Genomic DNA, 20,638 nt, shown 5'->3' on the forward strand with positions numbered 1-20,638 from the left:
CGATGTCCAGATTAGAAGGTGCGCGGCTTGGGCGGGATGCTTTCCATGGTCAGGGGCTGCATGCGCACCGGGGTGTATTCGAGGCGGTCGTCTTCGGCGAACCACAGGGTGTGCTTGAGCCAGTTCACGTCGTCGCGTTCCGGGTATTCCTCGAGCGCATGGGCGCCGCGCGATTCCAGCCGGTTGGCCGCCGACTTGGTGGTGGCGCGGGCGACCTCGATCATGTTGGCCACTTCCAGGGCCTCGATGCGGGCGGTGTTGAAGACCTTGGACTTGTCCGAGAAATAGATGTCCTGCACTTCCGGCACCAGGCCGGCGATGACTTCCGCGCCTTCCTTGAGCAGGTCGAGCTTGCGGAACACGCCGCAATGGGCCTGCATGGCCACGCGGATCTTGTTGGCCACGTCCTGCGCCTTCTCGCCCGAGGTGCGGGATTCCAGGCGGTTGACGCGGTCCAGGGAAGCGTCGATGTCGGTGTCCGGCAGCACCTTGTGGCTGTGCTCGCGTTCCGGGTGCTGGGAGACGATGAAGTTGCCCGCCGAGCGGCCGAACACGATCAGGTCCAGCAGGGAATTGGTGCCCAGGCGGTTGGCGCCGTGGACCGAGGTGGCCGCGCATTCGCCGATCGCGTACAGGCCGTTGACGATCTTTTCCTGGCCGTTGACGCGCGTGACGACCTGGCCGTGGTAGTTGGCCGGGATGCCGCCCATCTGGTAGTGGATCGTCGGCACGACCGGGATCGGGTCCTTGATCGGGTCGATGTTGGCGAACTTGATGGCGATCTCGCGGATCGAGGGCAGGCGCTTGGTGATGGTTTCCGCGCCCAGGTGGTCGAGCTTGAGCAGCACGTAGCTGCCGTCGCCGCAGCCGCGGCCTTCCTTGATTTCCTGGTCCATCGAGCGCGACACGAAGTCGCGCGGAGCCAGGTCCTTGAGCTGGGGCGCGTAGCGTTCCATGAAGCGCTCGCCGTCCTTGTTCAGCAGGAAGCCGCCTTCGCCGCGCACGCCCTCGGTGATCAGCACGCCCGCGCCGGCCACGCCGGTGGGGTGGAACTGCCAGAACTCCATGTCCTGCAGCGGGATGCCCGCGCGCGCGGCCATGCCCAGGCCGTCGCCGGTGTTGATGAAGGCGTTGGTGGTGGCGGCCCAGATCCGGCCGGCGCCGCCGGTGGCCAACACGGTGTGCTTGGCTTCCAGGACGTAGATCTCGCCGGTTTCCATTTCCATCGCGGTCACGCCCAGCACGTCGCCGTCGTTGTTGCGCAGCAGGTCGAGCGCCATCCATTCGACGAAGAACTGCGTGCGGGCGGCGACGTTGCGCTGGTAGAGCGTGTGCAGCATCGCGTGGCCGGTGCGGTCGGCCGCGGCACAGGCGCGCTGGACGGGCTTTTCGCCGAAGTGCGAGGTGTGGCCGCCGAACGGGCGCTGATAGATGGTGCCGTCCGGGTTGCGGTCGAAGGGCATGCCGAAGTGTTCGAGCTCGTACACGGCGTTGGGCGCTTCGCGGACCATGAATTCGATCGCGTCCTGGTCGCCGAGCCAGTCGGAGCCCTTGACGGTGTCGTACATGTGCCATTGCCAGTGGTCTTCGCTCATGTTGCCCAGCGAGGCGCTGACGCCGCCCTGGGCGGCCACGGTGTGCGAGCGCGTGGGGAAGACCTTGGTGAGCACGGCCACGGACAGGCCGGCCTGGGCCAGCTGCAGCGAACAACGCAGGCCGGCGCCGCCGGCACCGACGACCACCACATCGAACTGGCGGCGCGGAAGGGATTTTTTGACAGCGGCCACGTTATAGACTCCAGAGAATTTGACCGAAGAAGACCACCGCGGCCACCAGCCAGAGGATGGTCAGGACCTGCAGAAACAGGCGCAGGCCGTCGGAATGGGCGTAATCCATCCAGATGTCGCGCACGCCGACCCAGGCGTGCCAGGCGAGCGACAGGAAGGCCAGCGTGGCGAGCAGCTGCCCGACCGGCAGCGTGCCGACGGTGAAGGCGAAGAAGGCGCGCCAGGACTCGAAATCCAGGCTGGGGACCAGGACGGCGTACAGGACCAGGACCAGGGTGTAGACCGCCATGATGACGGCGGTGGCGCGCTGGACGATGAAATCGCGCGTGCCATAGTGCGCGCCCACGACCAGGCGCTTGCGACCGATGCGTTCTTGAGCCATTACCATGCTCCAAAGAGTTTCAGACCGAAGATCACGGTCAGGGCCAGGGCCACGCCGATCACCAGGGCGCCGGAGCGCTGCGAGGGCTCGCGCGCATTGCCGACGTGCAGGTCCAGCGTCAGGTAGCGGATCCCGGCGCAGAAATGGTGGAAGTAGCCCCACATCAGCACCAGCAGCACGATCTTACAGGCCGGGCTCGCCACCCATTCCTTCATGGCGGCGAAGGTCTCGGGCGACTGCACGCTTTGCGCGAACAGCGGCACGATCACCAGCGGCAGCGCCAGGAACAGCAGCGCGCCGCTGATCCGGTGCATGATGGACGCTTTGGCAGCCGGGGGCAGCCGGTAACTCATGAGGTCGGTCAACCCCAGGTTACGGAACTGCGGGCGCGGCTTTGTGGCTGATTCAGACATGATGGCCTCGTAGTTGGAAAATGGAAGGAATTCTGGACTCAACCGGCATTTTCGCCGATCCGCGGGTCAATTCAAACTGTTCCGGTAATGGTACCGCTCCGTGACGTAATGGCCGCGGCGCAATTCCATGGGGCGGTCGCCGTAGGTGTAGGCGATGCGCTCGACCTGCAGCAGCGGGCTGCCGGGCGGGATCCGCAGCAGTTCGGCCTGGACGTCGGTCGCGGCCACGGCGCGGAGCTTTTCCTCGGCGCGCACCATGCTGACGCCGAATTCCGTTTCAAACAGGGCGTACACGGGGCCGCGGTAGCGCAGCAGCGATTCCAGGGTCAGGCCCTTGAAGATGCTGCCCGGCAGCCAGATGTCGTCGAGGATGGTGGGCACGTCGTCGAAGGACAGCACGCGGCGCATGTTCACGACCGCGTCGCCGGCGCGTAGGTCCAGGGCGGCGGCGATCTCGGCCGAGGCCTTGGCGCGGCGGCAGTCGAGGATCTGGCTGCTGGACACGCCGGTGCGGCCGTCGTCGGGCGCCAGGCGCAGAAAGCGGTAGCGCACCTTGGCCTCGTTGTGCGTGGCCACGAAGGTGCCCTTGCCCTGGCGGCGGATGAGCAGGTTTTCGGCGGCCAGTTCGTCGATGGCCTTGCGCACGGTGCCCTGGCTGACCTGGAAGCGGGCCGCCAGTTCGAGTTCGCTGGGGATGGATTCGCCCGGCTTCCATTCGCCCCGGTCCAGGCCCTGCAGGATCAGACCCTTGATCTGCTGGTACAGAGGACTGAACGCGGCGCTGTGGGGCGCGCGGCTCGGCGTCTGCGGGCGATCGATCGGGGGGGAATCGGACATGTCGGTCAGGGGTGCTGCGGGGCGGCCGTGCTACGGGATGAAACAACGCATTTTCGCACTTCCGGGGCCGGATGTCTAATACTCTTCTGTCTTATATAAGATATAAGACCCTTGACGCTGGCCGATGAAATACACTACTCTTTTCGGCGATTTCGCATACCACCGGATATCCTCTCACCCTATCGGAGAATCACCATGTCCAAACCCGCCATGCGCGTCGCGGTCACCGGCGCCGCCGGCCAGATCGGCTATGCCCTGCTGTTCCGCATCGCCTCGGGCGAAATGCTCGGCAAGGACCAGCCCGTCATCCTGCAGCTGCTCGAGATCCCCGACGAAAAGGCCCAGAAGGCCCTGCAGGGCGTGATGATGGAGCTGGAAGACTGCGCCTTCCCCCTGCTGGCCGGCATGAGCGCCCACAGCGACCCGCGCACCGCCTTCAAGGACGCGGACGTCGCCCTGCTGGTCGGCGCCCGTCCGCGCGGCCCCGGCATGGAGCGCAAGGACCTGCTGCACGTCAACGCGCAGATCTTCACCGCCCAGGGCAAGGCCCTGAACGAAGTCGCCAGCCGCGACGTCAAGGTGCTGGTGGTCGGCAACCCGGCCAACACCAATGCCTACATCGCCATGAAGTCCGCCCCGGACCTGCCGGCCAGGAACTTCACCGCCATGCTGCGCCTGGACCACAACCGCGCGCTGTCGCAGATCGCCACGAAGACCGGCAAGGCCGTGGCCGACATCGAGAAGCTCATCGTGTGGGGCAACCACTCGCCCACCATGTACCCGGACACGCGCTTCGCCACCATCGGCGGCCAGTCCGTCCAGGCCCTGGTCAACGACGACGCCTGGATCCGCGACACCTTCATCCCCACCGTGGGCAAGCGCGGCGCGGCCATCATCGCCGCGCGCGGCCTGTCCTCGGCCGCCTCGGCCGCCAACGCCGCCATCGACCACATCCGCGACTGGGTGCTGGGCTCCAACGGCAAGTGGGTCACCATGGGCGTGCCCTCCGACGGCTCCTACGGCATCCCCGAAGGCATCATCTACGGCGTGCCGGTCACCACGGCCAATGGCGAATACACCCGCGTCGCCGGCCTGGAGATCGACGCCTTCTCGCGCGAGCGCATGGACTTCACCCTGAACGAACTGCTCGAAGAGCGCGACGGCATCGCCGAACTGCTGAAGTAAGCCCCCCGGCGGCGGGTACGCGGCCGCGAGGCCGCCGCGCCCGCCGCCGAATGTCCGGCCGATGACAGACAGCCCGGCCCGCCGTGGCCAGAATGCCCCTGCCATCGACTGGTACCGCGCCCCGCGTCCGGGGCGCATGCTGCCGCGAATCCGGGCACGCCGGGCGCCGGCGGCCCACCGGAGCGTCCATCATGACCCGTCCCGCCTCCCCCGGCGCCCTGCTGCGCCAGGCGCTGACCGAAGAATCCCCCCTGCAGATCGTGGGGACCATCAACGCCAATCACGCCCTGCTGGCCCAGCGCGCCGGCTACCGCGCCATCTACGTGTCGGGCGGCGGCGTGGCCGCCGGCTCGCTCGGCCTGCCCGACCTCGGCATCAACACGCTCGACGACGTCCTGACCGACGTGCGCCGCATCACCGACGTCTGCGACCTGCCGCTGCTGGTGGACATCGACACCGGCTTCGGGCCCTCGGCCTTCAACATCGCCCGCACCGTCAAGTCCCTGATCAAGTTCGGCGCCGCCGGCTGCCACATCGAGGACCAGGTCGGCGCCAAGCGCTGCGGCCACCGGCCCGGCAAGGAAATCGTCAGCACCGAGGAAATGGCCGACCGCGTCAAGGCCGCCGTCGATGCCCGCACCGACACCGATTTCTACGTCATCGCGCGCACCGACGCGATCGCCGTCAGCGGCGTGGACGCGGCCCTGGAGCGCGCGCACGCCTGCGTCGAGGCCGGCGCCGACGCGATCTTCGCGGAGGCGTCCTACGACCTGGACACCTACCGCAGGTTCTCCGACAGCCTGGGCGTCCCCCTGCTGGCCAACATCACCGAATTCGGCAAGACGCCGCTGTTCACGGTCGACGAGCTCAGGAGCGCGGGCGTGGGCATCGTGCTCTACCCCCTGTCGGCCTTCCGCGCCATGAACAAGGCCGCCGAGGCCGTCTACCAGGCCATCCGCCGCGACGGCCACCAGCACCAGGTGCTCGACCTGATGCAGACGCGCGAGGAGCTCTACGACCGGATCGGCTACCACCGCTACGAAGAGCAGCTCGACGCCCTGTTCCAGCAGGGCAAGAACAAGGCGTCCTGACCCGGACCCGACCCCGAACCGAATTTCGTCACACCCGCTCAAGGAGACTCCCGATGGCGACCAAGAACACCCCCGCAGCCCGGAAAACCCCCGCCCGCAAGGCCGCCGCGCCCCAGGTGCCCGCCGTCCAGGCGGACGCGCCCGCCGCCGCGCCCGCCGGCCCCAAGCCCAAGAAATCCGTGGCCCTGTCGGGCATCGTCGCCGGCAACACCGCGCTGTGCACGGTGGGCCGCAGCGGCAACGACCTGCACTACCGCGGCTACGACATCCTGGACATCGCCGACACCTGCGAATTCGAGGAAGTCGCCCACCTGCTGATCCACGGCAAGCTGCCGACCCCGGCCGAGCTCAAGGCCTACAAGGAAAAGCTGCGCCGCCTGCGCGGCCTGCCGGTGCAGGTGCAGATCGCCCTGGAGGCCCTGCCCGCCGCGAGCCACCCCATGGACGTCATGCGCACGGCCGCCTCGGTGCTGGGCTGCGTGCTGCCCGAAAAGGACGACCACAACCTGCCCGACGCGCGCGACATCGCCGACCGCCTGATGGCCAGCCTGGGCTCGGCGCTGCTCTACTGGTACCACTACAGCCACAACGGCCGGCAGATCGACGTCGAGACCGACGACGACAGCATCGGCGGCCATTTCCTGCACCTGCTGCACGGCGAGACGCCGTCCGACGAATGGGTCCGCGCGATGCACACCTCGCTGATCCTGTACGCGGAACACGAATTCAACGCCTCCACCTTCACCGGCCGCGTGATCGCCGGCACGGGCTCGGACATGTACTCGGCCATCACCGGCGCCATCGGCGCGCTGCGCGGCCCCAAGCACGGCGGCGCCAACGAGGTCGCCTTCGAGATCCAGAAACGCTACGACACCCCCGACGAGGCCGAGGCCGACATCCGCCGCCGCGTCGAGGCCAAGGAAGTCGTGATCGGCTTCGGCCACCCGGTCTACACCGTGTCCGACCCGCGCAACCAGGTCATCAAGGCCGTCGCCAAGCGCCTGTCCAAGTCCGCCGGCTCGACGAAGATGTTCGACATCGCCGAGCGCCTGGAATCCGTGATGTGGGACGCCAAGAAGATGTTCCCCAACCTGGACTGGTTCTCGGCCGTGTCCTACCACATGATGGGCGTGCCCACCGCCATGTTCACCCCCCTGTTCGTGATCGCCCGCACGGCCGGCTGGTCGGCGCACATCATCGAGCAGCGCATCGACAACAAGATCATCCGCCCGACGGCCAACTACGTCGGCCCGGAAGACCGCAAGTTCGTCCCCCTGGCCAAGCGCAAGTAAACCGCACTTCTCTTCAGGAACATCCATGTCCGCTCCCATTTCCAACGTCCGTCCCCAGCCCGACCAGGTGCTGGTGGACATCGTCGACTACGTCCTCGACTACAAGATCGACAGCGCACTGGCGCTGGAGACCGCCCGCAACTGCCTGATCGACACCCTGGGCTGCGGCCTCGAGGCCCTGGAATACCCGGCCTGCCGCAAGCTCATGGGCCCGATCGTGCCGGGCACCATCGTGCCCCACGGCGCCAAGGTCCCGGGCACGCAATTCCAGCTGGACCCGGTCCAGGCCGCCTTCAACATCGGCTGCATGATCCGCTGGCTGGACTTCAACGACACCTGGCTGGCCGCCGAATGGGGCCACCCGTCCGACAACCTCGGCGGCATCCTGGCCGTGGCCGACTGGCTGTCGCGCAACGCCGTGGCCGCCGGCAAGCAGCCGCTGACCATGCGCGCGGTGCTCGAAGGCATGATCAAGGCGCACGAGATCCAGGGCTGCATCGCGCTGGAGAACTCCTTCAACAAGGTCGGCCTGGACCACGTGGTGCTGGTGAAGGTCGCCTCCACCGCCGTGGTCTCGCAGATGCTCGGCCTGTCGCGCGAGGAAACCATCAACGCCGTGTCGCTGGCCTGGGTGGACGGCCAGAGCCTGCGCACCTACCGCCACGCGCCCAACACCGGCAGCCGCAAGTCCTGGGCGGCGGGCGACGCCACCAGCCGCGCCGTGCGCCTGGCCCTGATGGCCCGCACCGGCGAAATGGGCTATCCCTCGGTGCTGACCGCGCCGGTGTGGGGCTTCTACGACGTGCTGTTCAAGGGCCAGCCCTTCAAGTTCCAGCGCCCCTACGGCAGCTACGTGATGGAGAACGTGCTGTTCAAGATCTCCTTCCCCGCCGAATTCCACTCGCAGACCGCGGTGGAATGCGCCATGCAGATCCACGACAAGCTCAAGTCCCTGGGCAAGACCGACGCCGACATCAGGAAGATCACGATCCGCACGCACGAGGCCTGCATCCGCATCATCGACAAAAAGGGTCCGCTGAACAACCCCGCCGACCGCGACCATTGCATCCAGTACATGGTGGCCGTGCCCATCCTGTTCGGCCGCCTGACCGCCGCCGACTACGAGGACGGCGTGGCCGCCGACCCGCGCATCGACGCGCTGCGCGACAAGATGGTCTGCGTGGAAGACCCGGCCTTCACCGCCGACTACCACGACCCGGACAAGCGCTCCATCGCCAACGCGCTGACGGTCGAATTCACCGACGGCACCAAGCTCGACGAGATCGTCTGCGAATACCCGATCGGCCACAAGCGCCGCCGCAAGGACGGCATCCCGCTGCTGGAAGCCAAGTTCCGCAGGAACCTGGCGCGCCAGTTCCCGGCCCGCCAGCAGCAGCGCATCCTGGACGCCTCGCTGGACCAGGCGACGCTGGAAGCCATGCCGGTGCACGAATACGTGGATCTGTATGTCATCTGACGCCCATCCCGGCCCGGCCCGGGCCATCCGCCACGACGAGGCCGCCCGCCGTTTTGAATGGACGGAGGAAGGCCACGCCTGCGTGCTGGACTACACGCTCGACGGCGCGGTCGCGTCGTTCACGCACACGGGGGTGCCGGCCGCCGTGGGCGGGCGCGGCATCGCCGCCGACCTGGTGCGCTGCGGGCTGGAGACCGCCCGCGCGCGCGGCTGGAAGGTGCGCCCGCTGTGCTCCTACGTGGCGGCGTACATGCGGCGGCATCCGGAATACCAGGATCTCGCCGCCTGAGCGGCCCGGGCGTCGGCCCCGCGCGCCGCGGCGTGCGGGGCCGGCCCGCCCGCGCGGAAGCGGGCGGACGGCGGAAACGCTAATAAAGCAGCGAGAAATGCGGTTTCCTTGATTCTGATTAAGTCTCCGGAATCCGCCTTTCGACACAATACGATCTCCCATAACCACACCATACCTAGGGAGATCCCTCATGGCATTCCGCCTTCGCCACACCGCCCTCGCCTGCGCACTGGCAGCCGGCTCGATCGCCGCCGGCCCCGTTCTGGCCCACGAAGCGGGCGACATCCTGCTGAAGGTCGGCGTCACGCACGTCGAGCCCAAGTCCGACAACGGCACCGTCGCCGGCGGCACCGTCAATCTGGACATCGACGGCAGCACCCGTCCCAGCTTCAGCCTGACCTACATGGCCACGCGCAACATCGGCATCGAACTGCTGGGCGCCTACCCCTTCAAGCACACCATCAACGCCGACGGCATGGGCAAGATCGGCTCGACCCAGCACCTGCCGCCCACCCTCAGCCTGCAATGGCACTTCCTGCCGGACGCCACCTTCCAGCCCTACGTGGGCGTGGGCCTGAACTACACGACCTTCTTCGACACCAAGACCAGCGGCGCGCTGTCCGGCAACGACCTCAGCCTGGACGATTCCTGGGGCGTCGCCGCCCAGGTCGGCGTGGACTACAAGCTCAACGACCGCTGGTTCCTGAACGCCGACCTGCGCTACATCGACATCCGCTCCACCGTCCACCTGAACGGCGCGGACATCGGCAAGACCAAGATCAATCCCTGGGTCGCCACCATCGGGGTCGGCTACCGCTTCTGAGCGGCCTGCCGACGTCCCCCGGGGCCGGGCGCCGCCCGGCCCGCATGGAATCCGGAGACACGGAGAACGGGCGCTCGGGTCTTTGGTCTTATATCTTATATAAGACTATTGCCTGATGGCCGGGCTTGCCGGTAAAATAGCGCCGTTCTCCAACCCTCTCTCCTGGGGCATCACTCCATGCTGGACTCCTACCGCACCGAAGCCGCCGCCCGCGAGGCGATCGGCATCCCGCCGCTTCCCCTGACGGCCAAGCAGACGGCCGACCTGATCGAACTGCTGAAAAACCCGCCCGCCGGCGAAGCCGAATTCCTGCTGGACCTGTTCACGCACCGCGTCCCCGCCGGTGTGGACGATGCCGCCCAGGTCAAGGCGTCCTACCTGGCCGCCGTCGCGCTGGGCAAGGAGTCCTGCCCCCTGATCGACGCCCGCCGCGCCACCGAGCTGCTGGGCACCATGCTGGGCGGCTTCAACATCAGCGCCCTGATCGAGCTGCTGGACCACGCCGACCTGGCGCCGGTCGCCGCCGAGGGCCTGAAGAAGACCCTGCTGGTCTTCGACGCCTTCCACGACATCGAGGAAAAGGCCAAGGCCGGCAACGTCCACGCCCAGGCCGTGCTGCAGAGCTGGGCCGACGCCGAATGGTTCACCAGCCGTCCCGAAGTCCCGCAGAGCATGACCCTGACCGTGTTCAAGGTCACCGGCGAGACCAACACCGACGACCTGTCGCCCGCCCCCGACGCCTGGAGCCGCCCCGACATCCCGCTGCACGCGCTGGCCATGCTGAAGAACCCGCGCGACGGCATCGTGCCCGACGCCCCCGGCCAGGTCGGCCCGATCAAGCTGCTGAACGAGCTCAAGGCCAAGGGCCACCTGGTCGCCTACGTCGGCGACGTGGTCGGCACCGGCTCCTCGCGCAAGTCGGCCACCAACTCCGTCATCTGGCATACCGGCGAGGACATCCCCTTCGTGCCCAACAAGCGCTTCGGCGGCGTCTGTCTGGGGGGCAAGATCGCCCCGATCTTCTACAACACCATGGAAGACTCCGGCGCGCTGCCCATCGAGCTGGACGTGTCCGCCATGAACATGGGCGACGTCATCGAACTGCGCCCCTACGAAGGCAAGGCCCTGAAGAACGGCCAGGTGATCTCCGAATTCCAGTTGAAGTCCGACGTGCTGCTGGACGAAGTGCGCGCCGGCGGCCGCATTCCGCTGATCATCGGCCGCGGCCTGACGGCCAAGGCCCGCGCCGCGCTGGGCCTGCCGCCCACGACCCTGTTCCGCCTGCCCGAGGCCCCGGCCGACAGCGGCAAGGGCTATTCCCTGGCGCAGAAGCTGGTCGGCCGCGCCTGCGGCCTGCCCGAAGGCCAGGGCGTGCGCCCCGGCACCTACTGCGAGCCGCGCATGACCTCGGTCGGCAGCCAGGACACCACCGGCCCCATGACCCGCGACGAACTGAAGGATCTCGCCTGCGTGGGCTTCTCGGCCGACCTGGTGATGCAGTCCTTCTGCCACACCGCCGCCTATCCCAAGCCCGTGGACGTCAAGACCCACCACGAACTGCCCGCCTTCATCAGCACGCGCGGCGGCGTGGCGCTGCGCCCGGGCGACGGCATCATCCACTCCTGGCTGAACCGCATGCTGCTGCCCGACACGGTCGGCACCGGCGGCGACTCGCACACCCGCTTCCCCATCGGCATCAGCTTCCCGGCCGGCTCCGGCCTGGTCGCCTTCGCCGCGGCCACCGGCGTGATGCCGCTGGACATGCCCGAATCCGTGCTGGTGCGCTTCAAGGGCGAAATGCAGCCCGGCGTCACGCTGCGCGACCTGGTCAACGCGATCCCGCTGTACGCGATCAAGCAGGGCCTGCTGACGGTCGAAAAGAAGGGCAAGAAGAACATCTTCTCCGGCCGCATCCTCGAAATCGAAGGGCTGCCCGACCTGAAGATCGAACAGGCCTTCGAGCTGTCCGACGCCTCGGCCGAGCGCTCCGCCGCCGCCTGCACCGTGCGCCTGAACAAGGAGCCGATCATCGAATACCTGAACAGCAACATCACGCTGCTCAAGTGGATGATCGCCAACGGCTACCAGGACGCCCGCACGCTGGCGCGCCGCATCAAGAACATGGAAGCCTGGCTGGCCAACCCGCAGCTGGTCGAGCCCGACGCCGACGCCGAATACGCGGCGGTGATCGACATCGACCTGGCCGACATCAAGGAACCCATCGTGGCCTGCCCGAACGACCCGGACGACGTCAAGACGCTGTCCGACGTGGCCGGCACGGCCATCGACGAGGTCTTCATCGGCAGCTGCATGACCAACATCGGCCATTTCCGCGCCGCCGCCACGCTGCTCAAGGGCAAGCGCGACCTGCCCTCCAAGCTCTGGGTCGCCCCGCCCACCAAGATGGACGCCGGCGAGCTGACCAAGGAAGGCCACTACGGCACCTTCGGCACGGCCGGCGCGCGCATGGAAATGCCGGGCTGCTCGCTGTGCATGGGCAACCAGGCCCAGGTGCGCGAAGGCGCCACGGTGTTCTCCACCAGCACGCGCAACTTCCCCAACCGCCTGGGCAAGAACTCCAACGTGTTCCTGGGCTCGGCCGAAATGGCGGCGATCTGCTCCGGCCTGGGCCGCATCCCCACCCGCGAGGAATACCTCGAGGCCATGGGTCTGCTGGCCAAGGACAGCGAAACCATCTACCGCTACATGAACTTCGACCAGATCGAGGACTTCACGGCGGTGGCCAGCACGGTCGAGGCCTGATCCGCGCATTGCAGGCATCGCACGCACGAACCCGGGGCCTCGGTCCCGGGTTTTTTTCATTTCAGTGCAGGTACACTAGGGTCTGCTCTGTTTACCGATCCACCATGCCCCCTCGTTCCCGTTCCTCGTCCCTGTCGCGCACGTCGCAAACCCTGATTTCCCTGGCCGAGGCGCTGTCGCGCTCCGGCAGCCACCTGGAAGACGTCTACTGGGAAGGCCGTCTGGGCGAAGCCCTGGACAAGGCCCTGGGCGCGCGCCACGGCCGCGCCGTGGAATCCGCCCTGGACGTCCTGCTGGAGCAGCGTTCGGCCGCCTATGAAATCCTGGTCGAACTGGCCGAAGCCCGTTCCGAATCGCTGATGCCCGGGCCCGACGGCCAGGACTGCGACACGCTGCTGATCTCGGCGCCGGTCCTGGCCTGGTCCCGCTACCGGCTGCCCCCCGGCCGGCTGGACGCGGCCCAGTCGCAGGCGCTCGAAACCCTGCTGGCCGAAACCGTGCTGGGGCCCGAGGCCCGCGTCGCCCTGCTGCCGTCGCTGGTCCGCTTCGACCGCCTGCCGCAGTCCTTCCAGGAAACCCGCGGCTGGACCCAGGCGCTGGCGCAGCGCGCCCTGGGACTGCGCCGCGACGGCCCCGCGCTGCGCGACGCCGAGGCCCCGGAAGACCTGCTCGCCGATGTGTTCTTCCTGGTCGGCGCGGTGGTGGTGCCGCGCGGCGGCGCCGTGTTCCAGTGGCAATCCCCCCTGCCCGCCGAAGCCCCCGACCAGGAAGCCGTCACCCGGCGCTGGGCCGAGGGCTGCGCGCGCATCCTGGAGCCCGTCTTCACCGGCTGCCAGCTCGAATACCTGCGCCCGGAGGCCTACTACACCAGCACCCGCCAGGCCGACCAGGGCATCCGCCCCCTGACGCTGAAGGCGGCCGCCACCTGGCTGCAGACCGCCGCCCGCATCCCGGGCACGGACCTGCGCGCCGCGCTGGTCGCCTGCGGCGAGCAGTCCGTCGAGGAATACCGCATCGGCTTCTGTACCCGCCAGAGCAACGACGTGATCTACGGCTGCGTCTGGCCCGCGCTCAGCCGCGAGGAATCCCAGCCCGAGCCCGACGCCGAGGGCCAGGTGGACACCTGGGACACGATCGCCGCCCTGCTGCGCGAATGCGGCATCCAGGACATCCGCCGCCTGCCCGGCCTGCAGCCCATGGAGTTCTGCGAGGACTGCGGCACGCCGTACTTCCCCAACATGCTGGGCGACATGCAGCACCCCGAGCTGCCGGAGGAAATCGATCCGGAGCCCGTCCAGTTCCACTAGGGAACCCCTGAACCCGGCCCGCCCTCGGCGCCACGGATCCGCGTGACGGCCGCCGTCATCGCCGCGGCGCGCCCCGCCTGACGCCATGAGACTCCTGTCCTTCGACCTGTTCTGCCGCGTCGTCGACAACTACGGCGACGCGGGCGTGTGCTGGCGCCTCGCGCGGCGGCTGGCGGCGCTGGGCCAGTCCGTGCGCCTGTGGATCGACCGGCCCGAGGTCCTGGCGCGGCTGCTGCCGGCCCTGGACGCGCGGGCGGACGAACAGGTCCTGGACGGCGTGCGGATCGGCCCCTGGAGCCATGCGGAACACGCCGCGCCGCCGCGCGGCGGCGTGGTGGTCGAGGCCTTCGCCTGCGCCCTTCCGCCCGCCTACGAGGCCGCCATGGCCGGGCGGGACTGCCTCTGGATCAACCTGGAATACCTCAGCGCCGAATCCTGGGTGGAAGGCTGCCACGGCCTGCCTTCGCCGCAGGCCAACGGCGTGCCGAAATTCTTTTTCTTTCCCGGCTTCACGCCGGCCACCGGCGGGCTGCTGCGCGAACCGGACCTGCTGGCGCGGCGCGACGCGGAGCAGGCGCGCGACCGCGGCCCGCGCCTGCGGGCCCTGACCGGGCTGGCGGCGGCGCCGCCCGCCGACGCCCTGTGCGTGCTGCTGTTCTGCTATCCTGATGCGCCGCTGGCCGGCCTGGGCGCGGCGCTGGCGGACCTGGACCGGCCCGTCTGGCTGCTGGTCCCCGGCGGCGCGCCGCCGGCCGCGCTGCGCGACCAGGGCGGCCTGCGCGTCGTGCCCGTCCCCTTCGTGCCGCAGTCCCGCTTCGACGAACTGCTGTGGTGCTGCGACCTGAATTTCGTGCGCGGCGAGGATTCCCTGGTCCGGGCGACCTGGGCCGGCGTGCCCCTGGTGTGGCAGATCTACCGCCAGGCGCAGGACGCCCACCTCGACAAGCTGGAGGCCTGGCTCGCCCGCGCCCGCTGGCCCGCCCCCGCCGCCGCGCTGATCCGCGCCTGGAACCGGCCGGACGACCGGGCCGTGACCGAAACGCTGCCGGCCGCCCTGCGCGAGCCGGCCTGGACCCGCTGGCGGGCGCGCAGCCGCGCCTGGTGCGCCGAACTGGCTGGCCAACCCGATCTGGGTCAAGATTTGCTGGATTTTTGCCTGCGGCGTCACCAAACGCGCTAGAATGTACAGTTAACTTTTTCAGCATTGCCTCGGAATGCGTTTTGGCACGGGGCACACATCCCCGGAGTTTTCCCCATGAAAATCGCACAGGAACTGCGCGTTGGCAACGTCGTCATGGTCGGCAGCGATCCCCTCGTCGTCCAGAAGGCCGAATACAACAAGTCCGGCCGCAACGCCGCCGTCGTCAAGCTCAAGTTCAAGAACCTGCTCACCGGCAGCGCCAGCGAATCCGTCTACAAGGCCGACGAAAAATTCGAGCAGGTCGTGCTCGAGCACAAGGAATGCACCTATTCCTACTTCGCCGATCCGATGTACGTCTTCATGGACGAGGAATACAACCAGCACGAAGTCGAAGCCGACAGCATGGGCGACGCGCTGAACTACCTCGAAGAAGGCATGACGGTCGAAGTCGTGTTCTACGACGGCCGCGCGATCTCGGTGGAACTGCCCACCATCATCGTGCGCGAGATCACCTACACCGAACCCGCCGTCAAGGGCGACACGTCCGGCAAGGTCCTCAAGCCCGCCAAGATCAACACCGGCTACGAACTGTCCGTGCCGCTGTTCTGCAACATCGGCGACAAGATCGAGATCGACACCCGCACCAACGAATACCGCAGCCGGGTGATGTGATCCCCGCGCAGCGCGCATGAAAAAACCGGGCTCAGGCCCGGTTTTTTCATGCCGTCCGGTTCCCCTGCTACGACAGCTCGAGCAGCAGGACGCCCGATACGATGGCGCAGACTCCCAGCCAGCCGACGCGGCCGAGCCGCTGCCGGAACAGCGCCCGGCCGGCGAACGCGGTCAGCACGATGCCCATGCCGCCCCACAGCGCATAGGCGACGGACAGGTCGATGCCCCTGACCGCCTGGGACAGCGAGGTGAACGAGGCCAGGATGCAGAAGATCCCCAAGGCGCCGGCGGTGCGCCGGCGAAAGCCGTCGGAATATTTGACGAAGACGTTGGCGGCGACCTCCAGGACGATGGCGGCGGCCATGAAGGCGTAATGCACGAGCTCGGCGTTGCGCATGGCGTCATTCCCCCTGCGCCTCGGGCGCGCCGATGCTGACCAGGACGACGCCGACGAGCAGCGCCGCCAGGCCGAGCGCCTTGGCCGGACCCAGGTCTTCGCCGAAATAGCGCAGGCCGATGAAGGTGACGCAGGCGAGGCCGAGCGTTTCCCAGGCGGCATAGGCCAGGGCGATGGGCAGGCGCCTGACGGCCAGCGCCAGGAAATAGAACGACAGCCCGATCAGGGCATACATGAACAGGAACGGGGCAAGGGCGCCGGAATCGGCCACGCGCTTCATGAGCGTCACGCCGGATACTTCGACCGCGACGGCCGCCAGCAGGTACAGCCAAGGGCGCAATGTCATGGTGGCCTTCTTTCAGAAAAGGGTTTTCAGGATCGAGCCAAGTCGATACCCTTATTTTCCACCTGCATTCTGGATTCAAAAAGTTTGAATCCATCTATTTATTTGATAGCATCCTGGCATGCAATGGAATCTCGAGCAATTGCGCCAGTTCGTCGCCACCGTGGAACACGGCTCCATCAGCGCCGCGGCCCGCCGGCTGGGCAAGGCGCAATCGGCCGTGAGCACGGCCATCGGCCTGCTGGAAGCCGATCTGGGCGTGGCGCTTTTCGATCGCGCGAAGCATCGGGCCACCTTGTCCGATGCGGGCCGGGTACTGCTGCTGGAAGCCCGCGAAGTGCTGCGGCAGGCGCAGGCGCTGGACCAGCGCGCCCGATCGCTGGCCGCGGGCGACGAACCCAGGCTGGCGCTGGCCCTGGACGAGGCCTTGCCCTATACGGCGATCCGCGCCCTGCTGCGCGAGCTCTCCGGCCGCTTTCCCGACCTGGAACTGACGCTGCTCAACGGCACCGCCACCGAAGTGGCGGACTATGTCGGCCAGGCGCGCGCCGACGCCGCGTTCCAGTTCGACCGGGGACCGCTGCGGGACGGCTTCGATCAACGCCGCATCGGGACGCTCGCCCAGGGAATCTTCGTGGCCAGCGGCCATCCCCTGGCGGAAAAACCGGCCGTCAGGCGCGAGGACCTGGCCCGCTACCGCCAGCTCGTGATGCGCGCCGAGGATGTCGAGGAAATCATCTACAGCCCGAAGGTCTGGCGTTCGGACAGCTTCTATACCATCGCGGAGATGGTCGCCGACGATCTCGGCTGGGCCACCCTGCCGATCAACGTCGCCGCGTACGACGGCTATCCCAAGCCTTTGCGCCAGGTTTGCTGCCCGTCGCTGGCCCTGCCCCTGTTCTCGATCCGCATGATCTGGCCGCAGGGGCGGGAACTGGGCGCGGCGGCGCGCTGGGCCGGGCAGCGTTTCGCGGAACTGATGCGCGCGTGGGCCTGACGGCCCCGCCATCGCCCGCGCCTACTGCAGGCGGTCGTCGTCCAGGATGTCGGGGATCGGCATGATGGAAATGCCTTCCTCGACCAGCTCGCGGCATTCCTCGGCCGAGGCCGTGCCGCGGATGGGGCGTTCCTCGATCTCGCCGCTGTGCATGCGGCGGGCCTCGTCGGCGAAGCGGGCGCCGACGTCGTCGGTCTGGCGCACGATGCGGCGGATCTGGCGCAGGACTTCGGCCTGCAGGCGGGCCATCTGGTCGCCGGACGGCGCCGCGACCGCCGCCCGCGCCTGGGGCGCGGATTCGGCGCGCGGGGCCGGCTCTGCGCGCAGGTGGCTGACGTTCAGATGCGGCGCCGAGACCCGGCGCGTGATCTGGCCGCTGTGACAGACGGGACAGCGCACCAGCCCCCGGGCCAGTTGGTCCTGGTAGCTGTCCTGGGACGAGAACCAGCCTTCAAAGACATGGTCATGCTCGCACGAGAGGTCGAATACTTTGAGTGCCATGGTCAGCAGATGGAGGTGGGGCGGCCGTTTTCAAGGGCGTCCCAGCATTGCCAGCGCCAGTCCCAGGGGGCGACGGCCCCGGCCTGGCGCCACAGGCCCAGGCGCCGCTCGCGCGCCCGGCGTTCCAGATCCGCGATGGCCTCGTCGCGCAGGTACTTGCCGCCGCCCTGCCGGTTGGCCCAGGCCAGGCCGGCCTCGACCATGGCGCGGTTGGCGGTGCGGCCGTCGGCCAGCGGCACGTCGCAGACGTCGCGCTCGTAGCGGTCCCGCTCGAAGCAATGCAGCGTGAGCGTGCGGCCGGCCACCAGCTCGGCCAGGGCCTTGCGGGCGGCCTGGCCGAACGGCTGGCCGGGCCGCCGGCGGCCATGGCCGGTTTCGGGGGCGTCGATGCTGGCCAGCCGCACCCGATGGCGCGTGCGGCCCGCCAGCAGCGTCAGGGTGTCGCCGTCGGACACGTCCACGACCCGGCCGGACAGGGCATAAGGCTCGCCCGCCTGCGCCGCCGGGGCTGGCACGGCCAGGAACAGCGCGGCGGCCAGCAGCGCCGGCGGGGCGGCACGGGCGCAGACGCCCGGCGGAGCCGCGCGGCCGGGTCGGGCGCGGCGCGAGAAGGAAAAACGGCAGATCGGCATGGAGCAGCGAGAACGGAACGAGAACGGAGCGAGGACGGACCGCAGCGGGAAGCGCGGCCGCTGCCGGCCATTGTAATGGGGCCGCCCGTCACTCCGGCCAGGCCCGCCGCAGCAGGGCGTCCGTGGCCAGCGCCACCGGCCGCACGCCGAACGCATCGCCGCCGGGCGCGCCCAGGCGGCTGTCCACGAAGGCCCGCGACAGCGCCTCCGGCGCATGGCGCAGCAGCAGGTCGGCCTGGACCAGCAGCACCAGATCGCGGGCGATCATCCGGCCCATCGCCTGCTGCTCCTCGGCGCCGAGCGCCAGGGCCGCCAGCAGGCGGTCGGCCGCGGCCCGCAGGGCCGGCTCGCCCGCATGGGCGCGCGCCAGCCCGTCCACCGTCTGGGCGGCAAGCTGGGGCTCCTGGCGGGCGGCGCGCAGGACGTCCAGGCACATGACGTTGCCCGAGCCTTCCCAGATGGAATTGACCGGGGCCTCGCGGTACAGGCGCGCCATGGGGCCGTCCTCGACGTAGCCGTTGCCGCCCCAGACCTCCATGCATTCGGCCGTGACGTCGATGGCGCGCTTGCAGACCCAGAACTTCGCCGCCGGCGTCAGCAGGCGGCGCAGCGCCTGCTCGGCCGGCTGGTCGGCGCGGTCGAAGGCGCCCGCCAGGCGCAGCGCCAGGGCGGTGGCGGCCTCGCTTTCCAGGGCCAGGTCCGCCAGCACCTGCCGCATCAGCGGCTGGTCGATCAGCAGGCGGCCGAAGGCGCGCCGATGGCGGGCGTGATGGATGCCCTGGACCAGCGCCTGGCGCATCAGCGCCGCGCTGCCCAGCACGCAGTCCAGGCGGGTGTAGGAAGCCATTTCCACCAGGGTGGCGATGCCCCGGCCCGGCTCGCCGATCCGGCGCGCCAGCGCGTCCTCGAACTCGACCTCGGCGCTGGCGTTGGAGCGGTTGCCCAGCTTGTCCTTGAGGCGCAGGATGCGCACCGGATTGCGGCGGCCGTCGTCCAGCCAGCGGGGCATGTAGAAGCAGGAATGGCCGTCGCCGTCGCGCGCCAGCACCAGATGTGCATCCGACATGGGCGAGGAGAAGAACCACTTGTGGCCCGTCAGGCGGAACCAGCCCCCGCCCTGCGGCTCGGCGCGGCTGAGGTTGGCGCGCAGGTCCGAGCCGCCCTGGCGCTCGGTCATGCCCATGCCGATCATCATCGCGCGCTTCTGCGCCAGCGGGCGGTCGTGCGCGTCGTATTCGCGGCTGGCGAGCAGCGGCCGGACCGTGGCGAACCAGGATTCGCGCGCCAGCAGCGGAATCGCGGCGCTGGTCATGGTCACCGGGCACAGGGAACCGGCCTCGACCTGGCCGTGCATCAGGTAGTGCGCCGCGCGGGCGACGTGGGCGCCCGGCCCCGGCTCGGTCCAGGCGGCTCCGTGCATGCCCTGGGCGAAGGCCAGCGACAGGAATTCGGTCCAGCCGGGATGAAAATCCACCACGTCGATGCGCACGCCCCGGCGGTCGTAGGCCCGCAGCGCCGGCCCCTGGCGGTTGACCTCGGCCGCCAGCCGCGCCAGATCGGCGCGGCCCAGCCGGGCGCCCCAGGTTTCCAGCTCGGCCTCGCGGCCGCCGGCGCCTTCGCGGCGCACGCCTTCGACCAGGGCCTCGTCGGTGAGATACAGATTGCAATCGGGCAGGTCCGGCACCTGGTTGTCGGCCCCGGGCGCCGACTGCGCCATGTCTTCGCGATCCATGTTCGTGTCCTCCGGCCGCGCGCACGTCCCCGACGCGCTCGACCCCAGTCTACCCGCGATTCCCTGCGGCGGACAGGTCGCGCGGATACAATCGATCCGTCCTTCATCCCGGAGACCCGACGTGACTCCCCGTTTCCTGATCCTGTGCGGCGCCCTGGTCCTGGCGCTGGGCGTGGCGGCCGGCGCCTTCGGTGCGCACGGGCTGAAACGCCTGGTCGCCCCCGAACTGCTGGAGGTCTGGCGCACGGCCGCCCACTACCAGCTGATCCACGGCGCCGGGCTGCTGCTGGTGGCGGCCCTGGCGCCGCGCCTGGCGCCCGCCCCGGCCGCCTGGGCGGGCGGCCTGATGCTGGCCGGCCTGATCGTCTTCAGCGGCAGCCTGTACGCGATGGTGCTGACGGGCGCGCGCGCCCTGGGCGCCATCACGCCGGTGGGCGGGCTGCTGATGATCCTGTCCTGGCTAACGCTCGCCTGGGCGGCTTACATGAAATGATCCCTGCGGATCATTTCATGCCGATCGAATCCGAGCGCCTTGCAAGGCGCGAGGTGGCCCCCCCGCCTATAATGGAGGCCTGCC

The 20,638-nt window shown here is 68.9% G+C and carries 21 protein-coding genes; 12 read left to right on the top strand and 9 right to left on the bottom strand.

Translation table 11 applies throughout. The annotated features are described in order from the left end of the window. Positions 1-11: 11 nt before the first annotated feature. From sdhA to BN940_RS12670, 4 genes are all read right to left on the bottom strand, one after another. Positions 12-1,787 (bottom strand): succinate dehydrogenase flavoprotein subunit, encoded by a 1,776-nt coding sequence (gene sdhA, locus BN940_RS12655; protein ID WP_043683628.1) that lies wholly within the window; start codon positions 1,785-1,787, stop codon positions 12-14. Position 1,788: 1 nt separating this feature from the next. Continuing rightward, a complete protein-coding gene (sdhD, locus tag BN940_RS12660) occupies positions 1,789-2,169 on the bottom strand; it encodes a succinate dehydrogenase, hydrophobic membrane anchor protein (RefSeq protein ID WP_043683631.1) in 381 nt (126 codons plus the stop codon). After that, a complete protein-coding gene (gene sdhC / locus BN940_RS12665) occupies positions 2,169-2,582 on the bottom strand; it encodes a succinate dehydrogenase, cytochrome b556 subunit (protein WP_043687125.1) in 414 nt (137 codons plus the stop codon). Before sdhC ends, sdhD begins: the two co-directional genes overlap by 1 nt. 66 nt (positions 2,583-2,648) lie before the next feature. After that, entirely contained in the window at positions 2,649-3,419 is a 771-nt protein-coding gene (locus BN940_RS12670; RefSeq protein WP_043683633.1) for a GntR family transcriptional regulator, read from the bottom strand. Between the two features lie 195 nt (positions 3,420-3,614). Between BN940_RS12670 and BN940_RS12675 the strand changes: the two genes are divergently transcribed. From BN940_RS12675 to efp, 10 genes are all read left to right on the top strand, one after another. Further along, a complete protein-coding gene (locus BN940_RS12675; protein WP_043683636.1) occupies positions 3,615-4,604 on the top strand; it encodes a malate dehydrogenase in 990 nt (329 codons plus the stop codon). A gap of 191 nt (positions 4,605-4,795) precedes the next feature. After that, positions 4,796-5,695, top strand: coding sequence for a methylisocitrate lyase (gene prpB / locus BN940_RS12680; protein ID WP_043683638.1), 900 nt, complete (start codon positions 4,796-4,798; stop codon positions 5,693-5,695). A 53-nt stretch (positions 5,696-5,748) separates the two neighbouring features. Continuing rightward, a complete protein-coding gene (prpC, locus tag BN940_RS12685) occupies positions 5,749-6,987 on the top strand; it encodes a bifunctional 2-methylcitrate synthase/citrate synthase (protein WP_084330675.1) in 1,239 nt (412 codons plus the stop codon). Between the two features lie 25 nt (positions 6,988-7,012). Beyond that, complete coding sequence (locus tag BN940_RS12690) at positions 7,013-8,464, top strand: bifunctional 2-methylcitrate dehydratase/aconitate hydratase (RefSeq protein ID WP_043683641.1); 1,452 nt, start codon at positions 7,013-7,015, stop codon at positions 8,462-8,464. Continuing rightward, positions 8,454-8,753 carry a GNAT family N-acetyltransferase gene (locus BN940_RS12695; RefSeq protein ID WP_052355835.1) on the top strand — a complete coding sequence of 100 codons (300 nt, stop codon included), beginning with the start codon at positions 8,454-8,456 and terminating at the stop codon, positions 8,751-8,753. The genes BN940_RS12690 and BN940_RS12695 overlap by 11 nt, the downstream gene beginning before the upstream one ends. Before the next feature lie 190 nt (positions 8,754-8,943). Beyond that, a complete protein-coding gene (locus BN940_RS12700) occupies positions 8,944-9,576 on the top strand; it encodes an OmpW/AlkL family protein (protein ID WP_043683643.1) in 633 nt (210 codons plus the stop codon). A gap of 177 nt (positions 9,577-9,753) precedes the next feature. Then, entirely contained in the window at positions 9,754-12,339 is a 2,586-nt protein-coding gene (gene acnB / locus BN940_RS12705) for a bifunctional aconitate hydratase 2/2-methylisocitrate dehydratase (RefSeq protein WP_043683645.1), read from the top strand. A 104-nt stretch (positions 12,340-12,443) separates the two neighbouring features. Beyond that, entirely contained in the window at positions 12,444-13,646 is a 1,203-nt protein-coding gene (locus tag BN940_RS12710; RefSeq protein ID WP_043683647.1) for a DUF2863 family protein, read from the top strand. Positions 13,647-13,740: 94 nt separating this feature from the next. Further along, positions 13,741-14,826, top strand: coding sequence for an elongation factor P maturation arginine rhamnosyltransferase EarP (gene earP / locus BN940_RS12715; RefSeq protein WP_148305053.1), 1,086 nt, complete (start codon positions 13,741-13,743; stop codon positions 14,824-14,826). Positions 14,827-14,901: 75 nt separating this feature from the next. Continuing rightward, positions 14,902-15,459 (top strand): elongation factor P, encoded by a 558-nt coding sequence (gene efp / locus BN940_RS12720; protein WP_043683651.1) that lies wholly within the window; start codon positions 14,902-14,904, stop codon positions 15,457-15,459. Between the two features lie 67 nt (positions 15,460-15,526). Here the strand turns inward: efp and mdtI are convergent, their stop codons facing one another. Next, the gene (mdtI, locus tag BN940_RS12725) at positions 15,527-15,856 is read right to left on the bottom strand and encodes a multidrug/spermidine efflux SMR transporter subunit MdtI (protein WP_043683654.1); all 330 of its coding nucleotides are present in this window, start codon (positions 15,854-15,856) and stop codon (positions 15,527-15,529) included. A 4-nt stretch (positions 15,857-15,860) separates the two neighbouring features. Continuing rightward, a complete protein-coding gene (locus tag BN940_RS19905; protein WP_148304960.1) occupies positions 15,861-16,202 on the bottom strand; it encodes a DMT family transporter in 342 nt (113 codons plus the stop codon). A gap of 118 nt (positions 16,203-16,320) precedes the next feature. Here BN940_RS19905 and BN940_RS12735 point away from each other — a divergent pair, with 118 nt between their 5' ends. Further along, positions 16,321-17,196 carry a LysR family transcriptional regulator gene (locus BN940_RS12735; protein ID WP_043683659.1) on the top strand — a complete coding sequence of 292 codons (876 nt, stop codon included), beginning with the start codon at positions 16,321-16,323 and terminating at the stop codon, positions 17,194-17,196. A 21-nt stretch (positions 17,197-17,217) separates the two neighbouring features. Here BN940_RS12735 and BN940_RS12740 read toward each other — a convergent pair whose 3' ends face one another. The 3 genes from BN940_RS12740 to BN940_RS12750 form a co-directional block, all read right to left on the bottom strand. Then, complete coding sequence (locus tag BN940_RS12740; RefSeq protein ID WP_043683662.1) at positions 17,218-17,697, bottom strand: DUF1178 family protein; 480 nt, start codon at positions 17,695-17,697, stop codon at positions 17,218-17,220. A gap of 2 nt (positions 17,698-17,699) precedes the next feature. Next, positions 17,700-18,329, bottom strand: coding sequence for a thermonuclease family protein (locus BN940_RS12745; RefSeq protein ID WP_052355836.1), 630 nt, complete (start codon positions 18,327-18,329; stop codon positions 17,700-17,702). Between the two features lie 88 nt (positions 18,330-18,417). Next, positions 18,418-20,061 carry an acyl-CoA dehydrogenase family protein gene (locus BN940_RS12750; RefSeq protein WP_242404193.1) on the bottom strand — a complete coding sequence of 548 codons (1,644 nt, stop codon included), beginning with the start codon at positions 20,059-20,061 and terminating at the stop codon, positions 18,418-18,420. A 121-nt stretch (positions 20,062-20,182) separates the two neighbouring features. Between BN940_RS12750 and BN940_RS12755 the strand changes: the two genes are divergently transcribed. Continuing rightward, positions 20,183-20,554 (top strand): DUF423 domain-containing protein, encoded by a 372-nt coding sequence (locus tag BN940_RS12755; protein WP_043683665.1) that lies wholly within the window; start codon positions 20,183-20,185, stop codon positions 20,552-20,554. The last annotated feature ends 84 nt before the right edge of the window (positions 20,555-20,638 follow it).

The sequence above is a fragment of the Castellaniella defragrans 65Phen genome (genome assembly GCF_000612685.1).
Classification (GTDB): Bacteria; Pseudomonadota; Gammaproteobacteria; order Burkholderiales; family Burkholderiaceae_B; genus Castellaniella; species Castellaniella defragrans.